The 15,499-nt window shown below is 63.4% G+C and carries 17 protein-coding genes and 1 tRNA gene; 8 read left to right on the forward strand and 10 right to left on the reverse strand.

All coding sequences use genetic code 11. The annotated features are described in order from the left end of the window. Positions 1 to 96 precede the first annotated feature (96 nt). On the forward strand, positions 97 to 894 hold the full coding sequence (locus RI103_RS06750) for a DUF4397 domain-containing protein (protein WP_310814606.1): 798 nt from the start codon (positions 97 to 99) through the stop codon (positions 892 to 894). Positions 895 to 1,141: 247 nt separating this feature from the next. Here RI103_RS06750 and RI103_RS06755 read toward each other — a convergent pair whose 3' ends face one another. Further along, positions 1,142 to 1,276, reverse strand: a complete 135-nt coding sequence (locus tag RI103_RS06755; protein ID WP_091792786.1) for an entericidin A/B family lipoprotein — start codon at positions 1,274 to 1,276, stop codon at positions 1,142 to 1,144. Between the two features lie 222 nt (positions 1,277 to 1,498). Further along, positions 1,499 to 2,968, reverse strand: coding sequence for a sensor histidine kinase (locus tag RI103_RS06760; protein ID WP_409076967.1), 1,470 nt, complete (start codon positions 2,966 to 2,968; stop codon positions 1,499 to 1,501). Between the two features lie 263 nt (positions 2,969 to 3,231). Between RI103_RS06760 and RI103_RS06765 the strand changes: the two genes are divergently transcribed. From RI103_RS06765 to RI103_RS06785, 5 genes are all read left to right on the forward strand, one after another. Beyond that, positions 3,232 to 3,408 (forward strand): DUF1328 domain-containing protein, encoded by a 177-nt coding sequence (locus RI103_RS06765; protein WP_132373772.1) that lies wholly within the window; start codon positions 3,232 to 3,234, stop codon positions 3,406 to 3,408. Positions 3,409 to 3,516: 108 nt separating this feature from the next. Beyond that, on the forward strand, positions 3,517 to 3,678 hold the full coding sequence (locus tag RI103_RS06770; protein WP_006052455.1) for a DUF1328 domain-containing protein: 162 nt from the start codon (positions 3,517 to 3,519) through the stop codon (positions 3,676 to 3,678). A 100-nt stretch (positions 3,679 to 3,778) separates the two neighbouring features. After that, on the forward strand, positions 3,779 to 4,351 hold the full coding sequence (locus RI103_RS06775) for a ferritin-like domain-containing protein (RefSeq protein ID WP_310814607.1): 573 nt from the start codon (positions 3,779 to 3,781) through the stop codon (positions 4,349 to 4,351). 264 nt (positions 4,352 to 4,615) lie between these two features. Further along, positions 4,616 to 5,248 (forward strand): response regulator transcription factor, encoded by a 633-nt coding sequence (locus RI103_RS06780; RefSeq protein WP_310814608.1) that lies wholly within the window; start codon positions 4,616 to 4,618, stop codon positions 5,246 to 5,248. Between the two features lie 20 nt (positions 5,249 to 5,268). Further along, a complete protein-coding gene (locus tag RI103_RS06785; RefSeq protein WP_310814609.1) occupies positions 5,269 to 5,700 on the forward strand; it encodes a response regulator in 432 nt (143 codons plus the stop codon). A 21-nt stretch (positions 5,701 to 5,721) separates the two neighbouring features. Here RI103_RS06785 and RI103_RS06790 read toward each other — a convergent pair whose 3' ends face one another. After that, on the reverse strand, positions 5,722 to 6,921 hold the full coding sequence (locus RI103_RS06790) for an MFS transporter (protein WP_310814610.1): 1,200 nt from the start codon (positions 6,919 to 6,921) through the stop codon (positions 5,722 to 5,724). Positions 6,922 to 7,133: 212 nt separating this feature from the next. Here RI103_RS06790 and RI103_RS06795 point away from each other — a divergent pair, with 212 nt between their 5' ends. Continuing rightward, positions 7,134 to 7,619, forward strand: coding sequence for a DUF2569 domain-containing protein (locus tag RI103_RS06795; protein ID WP_310814611.1), 486 nt, complete (start codon positions 7,134 to 7,136; stop codon positions 7,617 to 7,619). 10 nt (positions 7,620 to 7,629) lie between these two features. Here the strand turns inward: RI103_RS06795 and RI103_RS06800 are convergent, their stop codons facing one another. From RI103_RS06800 to RI103_RS06825, 6 genes are all read right to left on the reverse strand, one after another. Beyond that, positions 7,630 to 8,457, reverse strand: coding sequence for a phosphodiesterase (locus RI103_RS06800; RefSeq protein WP_310814612.1), 828 nt, complete (start codon positions 8,455 to 8,457; stop codon positions 7,630 to 7,632). 45 nt (positions 8,458 to 8,502) lie between these two features. Continuing rightward, positions 8,503 to 9,549 carry an ABC transporter ATP-binding protein gene (locus RI103_RS06805; protein ID WP_310814613.1) on the reverse strand — a complete coding sequence of 349 codons (1,047 nt, stop codon included), beginning with the start codon at positions 9,547 to 9,549 and terminating at the stop codon, positions 8,503 to 8,505. Beyond that, positions 9,546 to 10,448: an ABC transporter permease gene (locus RI103_RS06810; RefSeq protein ID WP_310814615.1), complete on the reverse strand. Its 903-nt coding sequence runs from the start codon at positions 10,446 to 10,448 to the stop codon at positions 9,546 to 9,548. The genes RI103_RS06805 and RI103_RS06810 overlap by 4 nt, the downstream gene beginning before the upstream one ends. 47 nt (positions 10,449 to 10,495) lie before the next feature. Beyond that, entirely contained in the window at positions 10,496 to 11,320 is an 825-nt protein-coding gene (locus tag RI103_RS06815; RefSeq protein WP_310814616.1) for an ABC transporter permease, read from the reverse strand. Further along, on the reverse strand, positions 11,317 to 12,306 hold the full coding sequence (locus RI103_RS06820) for an ABC transporter substrate-binding protein (protein WP_409076976.1): 990 nt from the start codon (positions 12,304 to 12,306) through the stop codon (positions 11,317 to 11,319). The genes RI103_RS06815 and RI103_RS06820 overlap by 4 nt, the downstream gene beginning before the upstream one ends. A 179-nt stretch (positions 12,307 to 12,485) precedes the next feature. Beyond that, complete coding sequence (locus RI103_RS06825; RefSeq protein WP_310814618.1) at positions 12,486 to 13,529, reverse strand: LacI family DNA-binding transcriptional regulator; 1,044 nt, start codon at positions 13,527 to 13,529, stop codon at positions 12,486 to 12,488. Between the two features lie 183 nt (positions 13,530 to 13,712). Here RI103_RS06825 and RI103_RS06830 point away from each other — a divergent pair. Continuing rightward, a tRNA-Leu gene (locus RI103_RS06830) sits at positions 13,713 to 13,797 on the forward strand. Between the two features lie 88 nt (positions 13,798 to 13,885). Here the strand turns inward: RI103_RS06830 and RI103_RS06835 are convergent. Then, positions 13,886 to 14,878, reverse strand: coding sequence for a site-specific integrase (locus RI103_RS06835; protein WP_310814619.1), 993 nt, complete (start codon positions 14,876 to 14,878; stop codon positions 13,886 to 13,888). Positions 14,879 to 15,499: the final 621 nt, after the last annotated feature.

The following is a 15,499-nucleotide window of genomic DNA, read 5'->3' on the forward strand; positions in this document are numbered from 1 at the left end:
ACCAACGAACAAGGTGTCAGACGGCGTGTTGTGCGAAGCGGGACGTCCACAAAATCAATGGGCCGCGAGCCCGACAATTCGATACAGGTGAACATAATGAAATTGATCCGAACCATGGTGGCGATGGCTGCCGTTGCATCCGTTCTGAGCGCATGCGGTGGCGGCTCGGACGACGTGGGCAAGGAGCTCGGGCTGACCAATCCGGAGATCCATTTCATCCATGCCATTCCCAGCGGCCCGGCCGTCGACTTTCTCGTGAACGGCACCGCGCCCTCGGGACAGACGAACATCGCCTACAAGGGCGTGACGAACTTCACCAATATCAACACGGGTGCGACCACCGTCGCTTACTCGGCGACCGGCACGACGACGACGGCGCTCGCGAGCGGCAGCTTTCCGAATGTCGCGAAGGGCCACGAATACACCGTGCTTGCCTTGCCGGGTGTGGCCGCGCCGGACATCGGTCTGATCGACGATCCGTTCGACAAGGGCCTGTTGTCGAATAGTGCGCGTCTGCGCGGCTTCAACGCGTCGGCGAACGCGACCAACCTCGACCTGTATCTGGTCCAGTCCACGTCCACCAGCATCGCCACCGTCTCGCCGACGATGGCCGGCGTGGCCTTCAAGAACGCGGTGCCGGCAAGCGGCCAGGATTCGATCTACGTGTCGGGCGGCACCTACGTGCTGATTGCGACCGCGGCCGGCAGCAAGACGCCGATCTTCCAGTCGCCGGCGTTCACGCTGTCGAATAATGCCGACTGGCTGGTGACCTCGGTGCCGATCGCCGGTGCGCTGAGCCAGCTCGTGCCGGGTCAGATCCATCTGCTGGTTGCGCAGAACGGCAACACGCAAACGCCGAGCGTCGAGTTGACTAACACGCTGAACGGGCAATGAGCCCCAACTGAAGCGCAAACAGCGGCGCTAACAAAGCGCACGCAACAGGCGGCAAGTCCAGGGGAGGACGGGGCGGCGATCCACGCGAGTGGGTCGCCGTTTTGTTTGGGCATCGCTAAAGAATCCGCCAGGAAGGCCGAGATCGAGCGCGCAAAAAAACCCGCCACGGTTACCCGCGACGGGCTCTCACTATCCTGTAAGCCGGGCGCCGTAAAGCGCCGGGCGTCTGCTTTCTCTTAGCTGCTTCTTACTTGGCCTTTTCGGCCGAGTTCGTGATGGCGTCTCCGCCCTTCGAAATATCTTGCCCAGCCCCCGCCATCGTGTTGCAACCGGCGAGCGCAGCTGTCCCTGCAATGAGAAGCAAAGCGATCAGTCGATTCATGAGAGTTCTCCTTGTCGAGAATGCATCGGTTGACGTGCCCATGTTGTCCGGCACGCGCCAGCTGAGCCAGCTGTCGTCCGACCGGGGCTTACGCCAGTCGATCCGGTCTGATTGCATGGTAAAAAAAGGGCGGGGGCGGCGCTGTCGGCTGCGCTGCGATTTTCTTGTAGGCATGCGCCGGTGTTTGCGTCGGCGCACTCCTACAAGCTCTCCGCGGGCTTGCTACGCGGACGTTCGCGAAGGCGTCGCCGGCGGCAGATCGATCGACGGCGTCGCGGTGCTGACGCTCGGCATCTCCACGTGGATGTCAGTGCCGTTCGGCACGCCGCGCCGGATATCGAAGCGCCCGCCGTGCGCGGCGACGCGCTGGCGCATGCCCAGCAGCCCGTGCGTGTGCGTGCGCTTCAGATCGGCCGGCATGATGCCCACGCCGTTATCGGCGATATGCAATGCCACCTGGCCGTCGCCGACCTGCAAGGCGATCGATACCTTCGAGGCTCGCGCGTACTTCGCGGCGTTGGTGAGCGACTCCTGCGCGACGCGGAACAGCGCGATTTCCGTCTGCTCGTCGAGCTTGATGTCGTCGGCGGGCAGATGCAGGTCGAGCGTCCAGTTGTTGCGCTGCGCGGCTTCGTCGGCGAGCGTGCGCAAGGCGGTGACCAGCCCGAAGTTCGCCAGCACAGTAGGCCGCATGTCTTCGATGATGCGGCGCTTGAGCGCGATCCCCTGGTCCAGATTGGCGAGCGCCCGTTTGAGTTTCTCGGAGATGTCCGGCTCGCTGTCCTTCAGCTTGCGGTTGGCCCACGTCACGTCCATTTTGCTCGCGGTCAGAATCGCGCCGAGTTCGTCGTGCAGCTCGCGGGCGAGCTGGGTCTTCTCGTTTTCGCTGACCGCCTGCAAGTGCCAGCCGAGCGCTTCGAGCTGACGGGTGCGTTCGTTGACGAGCTGGTCGAGGCCTTCCTGTTGCGTGATCAATTGACGCTGCACGCGCGCCTGACGATCGATCTGAATGCCGAGATTGCGAAACAGCAGAATGAACAGCACGATGTTCAGCGCCGACAGACCGGCCGCGCACAGCGTGGAGATGCGTTGATCGCCACGGCTCGCGGCGAGCGCGTGTTGCGCGCGGCGCTCCTCGTTGTCGCGCAGCAGCGTGAGCGTGCTGTCCACCAGCGACGCGTCGGCCGGACTGGCCTCGCTCGCGCCGCCGCAGGCGGACAGGTCGAGCGGATGCGGCGCCGCGCGTTGCAGCGCGGACGCGCCCGCGCCGATACGCGCCTCGATCAGCGCAAGAATCTGGGTGAAGCTGGCGAGTTCGGCACTGTCCGCCTTGCCGCCGCGGTAGAAGCGGTTCAGCTGCTGCTCGCTCTGGCGAATGCCCGCGGCGGTCGCGCAGAAGTCGTGCGCGGCGGCGTCCTGCTTCGTCAGAAGAAACTCGCTTTGCTGGGCGCTCAGGCGCGATAGCTGGCTCGCGAGCGTGCTCAGTTGCACGGTGACGTCGCGCGCTTCGAGCGCGGTCTCGTACTCGGCGGCAATGCGCTGGCGCGCGGTCTCGAGAATCACGAGGCCGCCCACGGTAATGACGATCGCCACCGTCATGGCGATCGCCCAACTGCGATTGCGCATCCAGTCGCTCAGCCGGGCGGTGGCCCCGGGATTGCCCGCGTCCGGCATGTTCTGCACATTTGGCACGTTCGGCTCCTCGGATGGGGCTTTAGTGTAACGTCCGCCGCGTCCGGCGACGCTGCGGGCACCGTGTCGACGCGGCCGCCTTCGCGCGGTGGTCGCGGTGCCGCACGCCGGCCTGGCGCGTCGAACACACTCACCGTAACGCTGCCGTAATCCAATGTAAGCGGATTCTCACACGAAAACCGGCGTGCGTCGGAATGCGCCCGACCTCGCTGGTCGATAGGATGGACCTGATCGTTCAATCAATGTTTCGGGAGGAAGCCATCATGCTGAAATGGGCGTTGTTCTTCGCCGTCATCGCGGTGATCGCCGGCCTTCTCGGCTTTACCGGTGTCGCGGCAGGCGCGGCGGCGATCGCGAAGTTCCTGTTCATCGTGTTCGTGATTCTGTGTGTGGTGTTCCTCGTGCTGGGTTTCGTGGTGACGAAAAAGATCGTTGATTAGCGCTGCTCAGTGAGGAAGTCGCGAGCCGCGCTTCGAAGGTGGAAGAACGGTTCGCCGGTCGATGTCGTACGCCAATGCCACGCAGATACAACAAGAAGGAGAGTCGCCATGCTTCACTATGCCATTGTCTTTTTCGTCATTGCGATCATCGCCGCCGTGTTCGGTTTTACCGGCATTGCGGCGGGCGCGGCCGAAATTGCAAAGATCCTGTTCTACATTTTCCTCGTCGTATTCGTGGTCACGCTGTTGCTCGGCGTATTCCGAACGTAGACGGGTTGTCATTCGCAGCAATCGTTCCTTGTGCCAGCGCATCAGGCTCGATTCGTGCGTGATGCGCAGTTCCCCCAATACCGGATAAAGGAGAAATTCAATGTCGAAGTCACCTGGCGCCCAGGGCGCGGCATCTCAATCTGGCGATCCGTTCGTGATGGACCTTAAAAAGATCCGCGAAGACGCACGCAAGCACATGTCCGACGGTCCGGTCACGCAAACGTATGGGGCGGATCGCGAGACAGTGCTGAAGCTGTGCAACGACGCTCTCGCCACCGAAATCGTCTGCGTGCTGCGCTACAAGCGGCATCACTTCATGGCGAAGGGCATCAACTCCGAGGCCGTGGCGGCCGAGTTCGCTCAACATGCCGCGGAGGAGCAGGAACACGCCGACAGCATCGCCGAGCGCATCGTGCAACTCGGGGGCGAGCCGGATTTCGCGCCCGACGGTTTGAAGACGCGCTCGCATTCGGAATACAAGGAAGGCGAGAACCTCACGGACATGATCAAGGAGAACCTGATCGCCGAGCGGATCGCGATCGACACGTACCGCGAGATCATCCGCTATCTCGGCGATAAGGACGTGACGACCCGCCGTATGTTCGAAGAGATTCTCGCCGTCGAAGAAGAACATGCCGACGATATGGCGGATTTGCTCGCAGGCCGCGAGTAAGCGTTCTACGTTTTTTTGCGCCACTGCGTAGAAGCGAACAGCTTACGCAAGGACCGTAGCACGACGGCGAGCGGCGGCTCCATACATCACGGCCAGCTCAGCCGGTTCAGGCAGCGTGGCGGACGACGCAGCGGGCGCGGGTGGGTCTGGAAGGTTTCCCGCGCCGGCATGCGCTGCCCGGTTTTCCAAATCCGGCGGGAGTCTCGCCGGAGATCATTACAATGTCTGCTCTGGAGCGATTCCATTGCACGGACACCTAAACCGATGATTCGAGTGTTGATAGCTGACGACCATGCGATCGTCCGAGGTGGCTTCAAACAGTTCGTCGCCGACGAGCCGGATATGTGCGTCGCGGCCGAAGCGGCCACCGGCGACGAAACCATCAGCCTCGTGCGCGCGCAGGCCTTCGACGTGGTGCTGCTTGACATCGCTATGCCGGACAAGAACGGCATCGACACCTTGCGCGTGATCAAGCAGGTGCGTCCTGAGCAGGGTGTGCTGATTCTGTCGGGCTATCCGGAGAGTCAGTACGCCATCAATCTGCTGCGCGCGGGCGCGAACGGCTATCTGAACAAGGACTGCGAGCCCGAAGAGATCGTGCGGGCCATTCGCGCGGTGGCGCGCGGGCATCGCTATCTCTCCGAGGCGGTCGCCGACACGCTCGCCGACAATCTCGACAAGCCGGCGGCGGGGCGTCCGCACGAAGCGCTCTCCGAGCGTGAGTTCCAGATTTTCTGCAAGCTCGCGGCCGGGCAGATACCCACTGAGATCGCGGAGGAATTGCATTTGTCCGTGAAGACGGTGAGTACCTACCGGGCTCGCGTGCTGGAGAAAATGCGATTGGCGAACAATGCCGATCTGACTTATTACGCGATCAAGAATGGCCTGATCGAATAGTGCGCGATCGAGATATTCCGATGAACAGCGAATCGAACCCTGTTGCCGAGTCGTCAGCCCAGCACGCGCCGTTGCGTGTGTTGCTGATCGAGGATTCGCCGCTGATCCGCAGAAGCCTCGTGGAAACGATCGACGCCTCCGGTCTGCTCAAAGTGGCCGCGTATGCGGATTCCGCGGATCAGGCCATCGCCCTGTTGAGCGACGAGTCGTTCGACGCGGTGATCGTCGACTTGCAGTTGAAGCAGGGCTCGGGCGTGCCGGTCCTCGCTTACTTGCAGCGTGAAGGATTGATCGACCGGGTGTTCGCCGCGGTGCTGACCAATCATGCGTTGCCCGCGTATCGGGAGCGTTGCGAGCAGTATGGCGTGCGCCACTTTTACGACAAGTCGTTCGAATTCGACCGCGTGATCGATGCGCTGCACGATTATGCATCTGCGCGAAGCAACAAATAAGCACTCCGCGCAACGCGAGCGTTAATTGTTCGCGCGTGCCGCACGCCCCAGATGGTTCCACGCCGAGAGGCCCGCGAATACGATTCCGGCCACGCTCACACCGATCCATCCAAACGCCGGCCAGACCGCTGCGCCGACGCCGGAGCCGATGGCTCCGCCAATGAAATACGCCACCATGTACACCGTATTCACGCGGCTGCGCGCGTCCGGCTTGAGGGCGTAGATGCGCGACTGATTGGAAATCTGCGCGGCCTGCACGCCGATATCGAGAATGATCACGCCGACCACGAGGCCGGCGATGCTCCGCGCCGATACGCCGAATACGACAAACGAAATCGCCACTAGCGCGATCGACAGGGTAATGATCGCGCGCGGTCCGCGCCGATCGGAAAACTTGCCGGCGAGCGGCGCGGCCATCGCCCCCGCCGCGCCGACGATGCCGAATAGCCCAGCCGCCTGCGGCCCGAGATGAAACGGCGCGCCGGCCAGCAGCAAGGCCAGTACCGACCAGAAAATGCTGAACGCCGCGAACATGCCGGCGCCGGTGAGCGACGCTTCGCGCAGTTCGCGATGCTCGACGAGCAGATGCCACATCGACATCAGCAGCTTGCCGTAGGGCAGCGTCGACGTCGGCTGGCTCTTCGGCAGACGCAGAATGATGACCACCGCCAGCCCCAGCAACGCGACCACGGACGCGCCGAAGACGGTGCGCCAGCCGAAATATTCGGCGATCACGCCCGAGGCCGTCCGCGCCAGCAAAATCCCCAGCAGCAAACCGCTCATCACCGTGCCGACCGCATGGCCGCGTTCCGACGGCGGTGCGATTTCCGCCGCGAACGGCACCGCTTGTTGCGCGATGGTGGCGAGCACGCCGATCGCGAGACTCGCGAGGATCAGCACGGATAGCGTCGGCGCCGCGGCCGCCACGACCAGCGCGACGCAAATGGCCGCGATCTGCAACAGGATCAGGCGACGCCGGTCGAAACGGTCGCCGAGCGGCGCAAGCAGCAGCATGCCGGCCGCGTAGCCGAGTTGCGTGACGGCCGGCACCGCGCCGACCCACGACGCGCTGCCCGGAAACGACTGGCGGAAGTCGTCGAGCAGCGGCTGGTTGTAATAGATGTTCGCGACTGAGACGGCGGCAATGGTGGCGAGCAGAAACAGCAGGCCGCGCAACGACCGGTCGGCGGAAGCGGGAGTGGATGCGTTGGAAGTGGACATGAAAGGAGCGATCGACGGACCGGCCCATGCGCGGTCCTCAAGCGTGCCGATCATACCGGAGCACGGCGGATCGTGCTGAGGGGGGCGGATGGAGCGACAGGGGCTGAGAGCGGTTGCTTGCCGACGCCTTGCCAACAAAATGAGATGGTCGTTCGGCTTTCGTTCGTAGAATCAGCGCGCCTTGTCCGACCGACGACTACCAGCACGACTCCATGACATCGACCACGAAACACGCACCGCGACGCATCGACGGCTGGCCGCTGCTCGCCCTGATCTGCCTCGCGGCATGGGCGCTCCACACCGCGATCGCGATGCGCGATCCGCTCAAGCTGATGCTCAAATGGGAGCTGCTGGACGTGTTCGCGCGTCCCGAAACGCACGGCTGGTATCGCACCGTGATCGTGATGGTGGGCTGCGACGTGTTCACGGGGGTGTTCATCGTCGCGGGCATGGGCTGGCTGGCGCTGCTCGCGTGGCGCAGATCCGCGCGCTTTACCGTGCACGTGCAGGCATGGCTCGTCGCGATCGTCGCGATGCGCACCGGCGCGTATCTGCTCGGCGACTACATGACGCACGCCATCGGCATCGACATCGCCATTCCATACGACGGTTTCATGCAGGCTGTCGTGGCGGCCGCGCTCGGGGTTCCGTATTTCCGGTCGTCCCGGCGCGTGCACGAGACGTTCATCGACGCATGAGCCGCGCGCGTCAATCGATCAGATCGCCTTCGGGCTCGTAGAACGGATACGGGCCGTCGGCTTGCTCGACATAGGCGTGATGCGTGACGATGCCGGTTGCCGGATCGTAGCGATGCAGCGCATACGCGGGCGGTTCCATCATGAACGCGGACGGCGCATCCTCGCGCAGATCGAGTGCGACCTGATGCGCGGGCGCCGGCACGGCGGAGGCGATCGTGCCGCCAAAACGCACGAACATGGGCCGGTGCACATGCCCGCAGATCACCCGCTCCACGTTCGGATAACGTGCGATCAACGCCGCGAGTTTGTCGGCGGCGGCAGGGTCGAGTCGCAGTTCGTCCATATGCCCGATGCCGCACACAAACGGCGGATGATGCAACGCGACGACCGTCGGCTTGCCCTGGGCCGCATCGAGTTGCGTGGCGAGCCACGCGAGCCGCGTGTCGCACAGATTGCCCGCGCTTTGACCGGGTACCATCGAATCGAGCGCGATGATCCGCAGCGCTCCGACATCGACCGCGTATTGCACGAACTCGCCGCCGCTCGCCAATTCCTTGCGATCGGGAAACGCGGCGCGCAACGCAGCGCGTTCGTCGTGATTGCCGACCAGCATGAAGTAGGGCATTTCGAGCGGCGCGAGCAGTGTTTTGAGGTGCTCGTACTGTTCCGGATCACCCTGATCGACGAGGTCGCCGGTCATGATCACCGCGTCGGGACGTGGGTCGAGCGCATTGAGGGCGGCGACGCAGCGTGCGAGATAGGCGCCGGTGTCGACGCGGCGATAAGCGAGCGCACCGGGCCGTTTGATATGCAGGTCGCTAATTTGAGCCAGCAGCATGGGGATGTCCTTTTTTTAGCGCGCCAGAAGTACAGCGCGGCTTCGTTACGATAGCGCAATCAGTGCGTCCTGCGCGATGGAAATGCCGACCGGCGTGCCGCGCGCCAATTCCACGCGGCCCGCCACGTCGATCAGCAACGCGTCCGGCGCGGCGCCGCCGATCGTCAGACGCGTGCGTTCGCCGAGAAACGCGGTGCTTTCGATGCGGCCGCGCAATTGCGCATGAGCCGGGTCGGCAAGATAGGCGTCTTCCGGGCGGAAGAATATCTCGTGCGCCGGGTTCGGGTGAGACGAGCCCGCGGGCAGCGGCACCGCGCCGCCGGTGGTCCTCAGCATGCCGTCACGCCGTTCGCCCGCGAGCCGGTTGATCGTGCCGACGAACTGGGCGACCGTCCGGTTGGCGGGGCGGTAGTAGATCTCGCGCGGCGAGCCGATCTGCTCGATGCGCCCCTCGCTCATCACGACGATGCGGTCGCCCAGTTCCATCGCTTCGGCCTGGTCGTGCGTGACGTAGACGGTCGTGATGCCCAACTCGCGCAACAGCGTATTCATCTCGCTGCGCAACGTGTCGCGCAAACGGGCGTCGAGCGCGGTCAACGGTTCGTCGAGCAACAGCACGCGCGGCTGCACGGCCAGCGCGCGAGCGAGCGCCACGCGTTGGCGCTGGCCGCCGGAAAGCTGATCGATCGGTTTGTCGGCATGCGCGCTCAGACGCATCATGCCGAGCAATTCGTCGACACGTTGCCGCGCCGTCTGAGCCGGCACGCGCTTGATTTTCAAACCGTAGCCGATGTTGCCGCGCACCGTCAGGTTCGGAAACAGCGCGTAGCTCTGGAACACCATGCCGACCTGGCGCTTTTCGATCGGCAGGGCGGTGACGTCCTCGTCGCCGAACGCGATGCGGCCGCCGACGTCCGGTGTCTCGAGCCCCGCGATCATGCGCAGCGTAGTGGTCTTGCCGCAGCCCGACGGCCCGAGCAGCACCAGCGTTTCACCGGCGTCGATATGCAGATCGAGCGGCTGGAGCACGCGCGTGCCGCGAAACGTTTTCGCGCACTGCGTCAGCGTGATGGGAACGGAAGCGAGTTTCATGGCTGAGTGGACTTCGAAGGAGATGCGGTGACGCGTTTCTTCGCCGCGCTGCGCTGGCCGGTCGCGTCGACGCCGAGCCATTGCATGGCGACGAGCAAGGGCATCGTCATGATGAAAAACAGAATCGTGTAGGCGCTGCCGATCTCGATGCGCAGCGACGCGTAGGTGTCGGCGAGACCCACCGGCAGCGTCTTGGTATCGGGCGTGTGCAGCATCCACGTGAGGTTGAATTCGCCGATCGAGAGCGTCAGCACCGCCAGCGCGCCGGCCACGATGCCGGGCCGCGCGTTCGGCAGCACGATCGTCACGAAGCGCTGAAAAAAGCTCGCGCCGAGACTCGCCGCGCCTTCTTCGAGCGTGCGCAGATCGCTGCTCGCGCACACCGCGGCGACCGCGCGCACCATGAAGGGCAGCGTGAACACCACATGCCCGACCACGATAAATGCCGCGCTCATGCGGAACATCGTGAAGCCGCCATAGACCACCAGCAGCGCGAGCGCGGACGCGAGACCGGGCAGCGCGATCGGCAACACCAGAAACTCTTCGATGATGCGCGAGAGCCGCGTCTTGCTGCGCGCGAGCACGTAACCCGCGGGCACGCCGGTCAGCAGCGTGATAAGCAGGGTTGCCGCCGCCACTTCGAGCGAGAGAAACACCGAGCTGTGATACTGCGTCCACACTTCGCCGAGCCAGCGCAGCGTGAGTCCGCTCGACACGCCCTTGAAGTAGTTGACCGTCAGGCCGGCCGTGATCGACATGACCACCGGCACGATCAAAAACGCGCACAGCAGGAGCGTGACGAGCCATTGGCCGGTTGCGAGCCAGGTCCGGGCATCCGGCAAGCGCAAGCGTGAGCGCGGCTTCGTTTCCGCCCGTGGAGAAACAGTGATTGACTTCATTGAAGTCCCGTCTTCCTCTGCGCAAGCCGCAGGTTTGGAAATACCGCTCATGCGCTTGCCGCCACGGCCGAACCGCTCACGCTGCGCGCCAACGCCAGCACGGCCCACGTCACGATGCCGAGCACGATCGAGAGGCCTGCCGCCGTCACCATGTTCGCGTTGAGGGTGAACTCGGTGTAGATGGTCATCGGCAGCACGTCGATGTCGGTGGCGAGCGTGAAGGCGGTGCCGAACGCACCCATCGCGGTGGCGAAGCACACGGCGCCCGCCGCGATCAGTCCGGGCGAGAGCGCGGGCAACACGATGTCGCGCGTGATGCGCCACGGCGACGCGCCGAGCGAACGCGCGGCTTCTTCGAGCGACGCATCGAGCTTGGTCGCCGATGCCATCACGGTGACGATCACGCGCGGAATCGAGAAGTACAGGTAGCCGAGAAACAGGCCGCTCATCGAATACGCGAACACCCAACGGTCGCCCGTGAGTTTCATCGTGAGCGCGCCGATCAACCCCTGGCGTCCCGCCAGCATGATCACCATGAAGCCGACCACCACGCCGGGGAACGCCAGCGGAAATGTGAGCAGCGCGAGCAGCGTGCGCTTGAGCGGAAACTCGCGGCGCGCCAGCAGCAGACCCGCGATCACCGACAGCATCAGCGTCGCCGCCGTGACCGCCGCGGAGAGCAGCACGGTCGCGCCGAGGCTCGACATGTAGCGCGGATTCGTCAGCATCGCGCGATAGGTGGCGAACGGGTGGCCGTCGCCGCTCAATTGCGCGAGCGCGCCCATCGGCAACAGCCAGAAGGCGATGAACACCGCCAGCGCCGGCGCGATCAACGCGATGCGCCAGCGCAGCGGGAACGTGATGTCGTTCAATGCATCACCTGCAGATAGCGCTCGCCGAAGCTCGCCTGCTTCTCGGCCATCTTGCCGAAGTCCACCGGTTTGGCGCGCGCATAGTCGCTGGCCGGCAGGAATTTCGCGGCGGTTTCCGGGCTCATCGCATTCGCGCGCACCGGACGCAGATAGGCTTCGGCCCACAGCTTCTGGCCTTCGTCGGAGAGCACGAAGTCGAGCACCTTCTTGCCGTTCGCGTCATGCGGCGCGCCCTTCACGAGGCTCATTACGTACGGCACCGAGATCGTGCCTTCCTTCGGGATCACGAATTCGACGTTCGCGTGATCCTTGTATTTCGCGCGGTAGGCGTCGAAATCGTAGTCGAGCAGAATTGGAATTTCGCCGGACATCACGCGCGCATAGGCGGTCTGCTTCGGCACGATCGGCGCATTGGCCTTCAGCTTGCGAAACCAGTCGAGGCCCGGTTCGAAGTTATCGAGCGTGCCGCCGAGCGCCTGATTCACCGCGACCGCGCCCGCATAGCCGACAAACGCGCTCGACGGATCGAGGTAGCCGATCATGCCTTTGTACTCAGGCTTGAGCAGGTCGGCCCACGAGCGCGGCACGGGCTTGCCTTCGAGCGCGTCCTTGTTGACGAAAAAGCCCAGCGTGCCCGAGTGAATCGAGAACCAGTAGCCTTGCGGGTCTTTCATGTTGGCGGGAATGTCGTCCCAATGCGCGGGCTTGTACGGCTGAATCACGCCCTTGTCCTTCGCCTGGAACGCCGACGAGACGCCGAGATAGACGACGTCGGCAACCGGGCTCTTCTGCTCGGCCATCAGTTGCGCAATCGACTGGCCGGAGTTCTTGTTGTCGAACGGCACGCGAATGCCGGTCTTTTGCTGGATCGCCTTGATCTGGCCTGCCCAGTCAGCCCATTCAGGCGGGCAGTTGTAGCAGATCGCGGTTTCATCGGCGCGGGCGGCTTGCGGTGCAACCGCGGCGAGCGCGGCGGCGACGACCATGCCGGCCGACAGCGCGGCAGCCGTGGAGCGCGTGAAGCGGCGCCAGAGCGGTTTGACTGGCGAGGCGAAGTGGAAGGAAGAGCGGATCACTGCGGGTCTCCTGGAGAAGAAGCGAGCGGGTGGTTCAGGGTTGTGGTGGGTTGTGCGGCGCTTCAGGCAAACGGCCGCTCAGCGGGCGTTCAAGCGTGCGCCGGCATTGCGTCATTGCGGTTCGAAATTGCCGCGATGGTGGCGCCCTCGCGCAAGCTGTGCGGCAAGGTCAGCGTGAGCGGCGTTTCGTTCAAGGCTTCGTAGGTGCCGGTTACGCGCGCCAACAACTGTCGCCAGGCCGCGCAGCCGATCTCTCGATTCGGCGCGCAGACGCTGGCGAGCGGCGGCGACAACAACTCGCCCATCGCGAGGCCGTCGAAGCCCAGAATCGACACGTCGTGAGGAATCTGCAGACGCGCGCGGCGCAGGCCGCGCATGACCACCATCGCCAGCAGATCGTTACTGCAGAAGAGGGCGCTGGGACGGTTCGGGCCGCTCGTCAGATGGGCGAGCACCGAGGGCGACAACTCCTCGGCGTTGAAATCGACTTCGAGCGCGGGCGCCGGCGTGAGGCCGGCCTGCTGCATCGCCTGGGAATAGCCGAGATGCCGCTGACGGGCGCGGTCGGACGCGGCCAGCGTGCCGGCGAGCATGAGGATGCGGTGATGGCCGTGGGTGATCAGCATGCGGACGCCGTCGTAGGCGGCCAGACGGTTGTCGACCGAGACCGACGGACGACGCACCGTGTCGTTATGCATCAGCACGTAGAGCAGGCCCGCGCGGTCGAGTTCGTCGAGCAGCGGGTGCGTGTCGGCATCGGCGACGGTCAGGATCAGGCCTTCGACTCGTTGTTCGCGCAGCGTTTCGATAGCGTGGCGTTCGCGGTCGGCATCGTATTGCGTGGTCATCAGCATGAGCCGGTAGCCTTGCGCCGAGGCGAGTTCGTCGATGCCTTGCAGGCACTCGGCGAACACGGGATTGGCGAGCGTCGGCAGGATCACGCCGATCAGGCGCGTGCGTTCGCCGCGCAACTGACGGCCGAGCGGGCTGGGGCGGAAATTCAGGGCGTCGATGGATTGACGGACCTTGTCGAGCGTGATCGGGTTGACGGTGTGCGGCGCGTTGATCGCGCGCGACACGGTGGCGATAGAGAAGCCGGCGTGGGCAGCGACATCTTTGATCGTCGGGATCATGGGTTTGCGCTCGGTTGTAAACGTTTTCGTGAGCGGATTATCGGGAAGGTTTATGACTTGGCGATGACGTCGATATCTGGCGATGCGGCGTCTGGAACGGGGTTGGGTGGGGCAGTGCCGGGGCCGTTTTGGTGCGTCTGCCGGGCAATGGTAGAATTCGCGTCCACACGCGTTCCCACCCCTGCCGGGGTGATGAAATTGGTAAACATAGCGGACTTAAAATCCGCCGCCTAACGGCTTGCCGGTTCAAGTCCGGTCCCCGGCACCACCCGCCCATTAAGGGTTTCGCCATTTAACGGACTGACCGTCAATCCAAAGGGTGTGGGTTTTTCTGCCTTAAACAGGATTCTCGGCGCTCATCTTTTCTGACCGATTCGGCCCACGGCGGCGGCCAATCTGTCTGTCACTAAGTGCGAATAGCGTTTCGTCGACACCACTGACTTGTGCCCCAACACGCCACCGACCGTGAAGAGGTCGATGCCGGCGTTGATCATTTCAGACGCTGCTCCGTGCCTCAGGTCGTGAAACTTCGTGTTCGGATAACCGGCCGCCGCGCGCGCTTTCTTCCAGGCCTCCTCGAATTGCTTCACGGTCAAAGTGAATTTCGTTCGCCGCGCGAGCACGGCGACACGCGGATGAATGGGAATGATTCGTGGGCGCCCGTTCTTTGTGTCGTCGAGCGAATATCCATGCCGAGTGACCTTGGCGCGCAGGATCTCGCCGCGGCGCATCCCCGAATAGAACGCAACCCGAATAGCTGCCCGCACCTCGCGGTGTACACACGCGCGAGCGATCTCCAACATCTCTCGCCGCTCGGGATAGTGGTGGCGCTCGTTATTCACGGCTGGTATCACCATGCGCGCTGTTTGGTCTGCGTCCAACCTGCCGATCTTGTGCGCGTACTTGATCGCCGCTCGCAGATATGCCAGAACGTTCCGAATCGCCGCATCAGAGAGTGGCCGCTTTGGCGCGCCTCGGCGATCTACGCGGGCTCGCATGTATCCCACAATGCTCTTGGACCACTCGTGCAGTTCCGACGCGTCCTGTTCGGCATATTCTGGAGCCCATTTTTGGAGGATCTGAACACGCTTTGTCGCATCTTTCCAGCCTGCGCTTCTGTCCGAGAGATGAATCATCACGCAGTCGCCGATTGTGACCACTGGTTTGGCAACGCCGGTGTGTAGCGCGTAAGTCTCCGAATCCCACTTTCGCCCTAACTCGTCCGCCTGTTTGGCAGAAATTCCTGGAGGGAGAAGCTTGGCTTTTCGAACGCGGCAACCCTCGATGATGCGTTCGAACGTCCAGCGGTAGCGCCGGCGGCCGGCCTTTGTAATGGTTTCGATTGGCATGATGCGAGGAATTTATAGAGCGATTCGAGTTCGTAGACGTGCGTTTTGTGACCGAGCTTGTATCGTTGGATGATCTCGCCGGCCCGATCGATCCGGCTGATCGCGTACCGAGGCACGCCGAGTATCTGCGCCGCTTCGGTTGCGTTTACGCGTTTTCCTTTCGCTATGTCCAATTCACACCCCAGTGTTTGCGCGTGGTTTCAATCATTCGTTGTTCTGCTGCTTCCGCTTAATCAATCACTGACGTTTCGCGATCGATTCTGCTTCGACCCTATCTGTATGACCTATGCTTACTAGATAGGTCGGTTGTGTCCGAGAGTGAGGGCGAGATGGAACGGTGCCTTGCTTGCGAGACGTTGATCGGAAGAGCCTCAACAGTCCCCCCGCACGAAAAACTCCAGTGCTCCGGAGCAGGTGTTTTTGGTACGCCAAAATCGCCCATAACACGCTACGTCCTTTACCGATGCACATCTTGCGGCTGTTGGATGAAGCAAAACACATCTCATGGCTTACCGGCCGGCCTTTGGTGGACCTGCGAGTCGAGCGGTCCCGTCCAGCAAGTCCCTGAGCGCAAGCCTCCCGACCATGAGTGGAGGAAAGCGGTACTTGCCTCAGTGCTTG

It is taken from the genome of Paraburkholderia sp. FT54 (assembly GCF_031585635.1).
Classification (GTDB): Bacteria; Pseudomonadota; Gammaproteobacteria; order Burkholderiales; family Burkholderiaceae; genus Paraburkholderia.

What these genes read in the sequence shown, in the direction of transcription:
- RI103_RS06750 (WP_310814606.1), top strand. Translation starts at nt 97, where the DNA reads ATGAAATTGATCCGAACCATGGTGGCGATGGCTGCCGTTGCATCCGTT.
- RI103_RS06755 (WP_091792786.1), bottom strand. Translation starts at nt 1,276, where the DNA reads ATGAATCGACTGATCGCTTTGCTTCTCATTGCAGGGACAGCTGCGCTC.
- RI103_RS06765 (WP_132373772.1), top strand. Translation starts at nt 3,232, where the DNA reads ATGCTGAAATGGGCGTTGTTCTTCGCCGTCATCGCGGTGATCGCCGGC.
- RI103_RS06770 (WP_006052455.1), top strand. Translation starts at nt 3,517, where the DNA reads ATGCTTCACTATGCCATTGTCTTTTTCGTCATTGCGATCATCGCCGCC.
- RI103_RS06775 (WP_310814607.1), top strand. Translation starts at nt 3,779, where the DNA reads ATGTCGAAGTCACCTGGCGCCCAGGGCGCGGCATCTCAATCTGGCGAT.
- RI103_RS06780 (WP_310814608.1), top strand. Translation starts at nt 4,616, where the DNA reads ATGATTCGAGTGTTGATAGCTGACGACCATGCGATCGTCCGAGGTGGC.
- RI103_RS06785 (WP_310814609.1), top strand. Translation starts at nt 5,269, where the DNA reads ATGAACAGCGAATCGAACCCTGTTGCCGAGTCGTCAGCCCAGCACGCG.
- RI103_RS06790 (WP_310814610.1), bottom strand. Translation starts at nt 6,921, where the DNA reads ATGTCCACTTCCAACGCATCCACTCCCGCTTCCGCCGACCGGTCGTTG.
- RI103_RS06795 (WP_310814611.1), top strand. Translation starts at nt 7,134, where the DNA reads ATGACATCGACCACGAAACACGCACCGCGACGCATCGACGGCTGGCCG.
- RI103_RS06800 (WP_310814612.1), bottom strand. Translation starts at nt 8,457, where the DNA reads ATGCTGCTGGCTCAAATTAGCGACCTGCATATCAAACGGCCCGGTGCG.
- RI103_RS06805 (WP_310814613.1), bottom strand. Translation starts at nt 9,549, where the DNA reads ATGAAACTCGCTTCCGTTCCCATCACGCTGACGCAGTGCGCGAAAACG.
- RI103_RS06810 (WP_310814615.1), bottom strand. Translation starts at nt 10,448, where the DNA reads ATGAAGTCAATCACTGTTTCTCCACGGGCGGAAACGAAGCCGCGCTCA.
- RI103_RS06820 (WP_409076976.1), bottom strand. Translation starts at nt 12,306, where the DNA reads ATGGTCGTCGCCGCCGCGCTCGCCGCGGTTGCACCGCAAGCCGCCCGC.
- RI103_RS06825 (WP_310814618.1), bottom strand. Translation starts at nt 13,529, where the DNA reads ATGATCCCGACGATCAAAGATGTCGCTGCCCACGCCGGCTTCTCTATC.
- RI103_RS06835 (WP_310814619.1), bottom strand. Translation starts at nt 14,878, where the DNA reads ATGCCAATCGAAACCATTACAAAGGCCGGCCGCCGGCGCTACCGCTGG.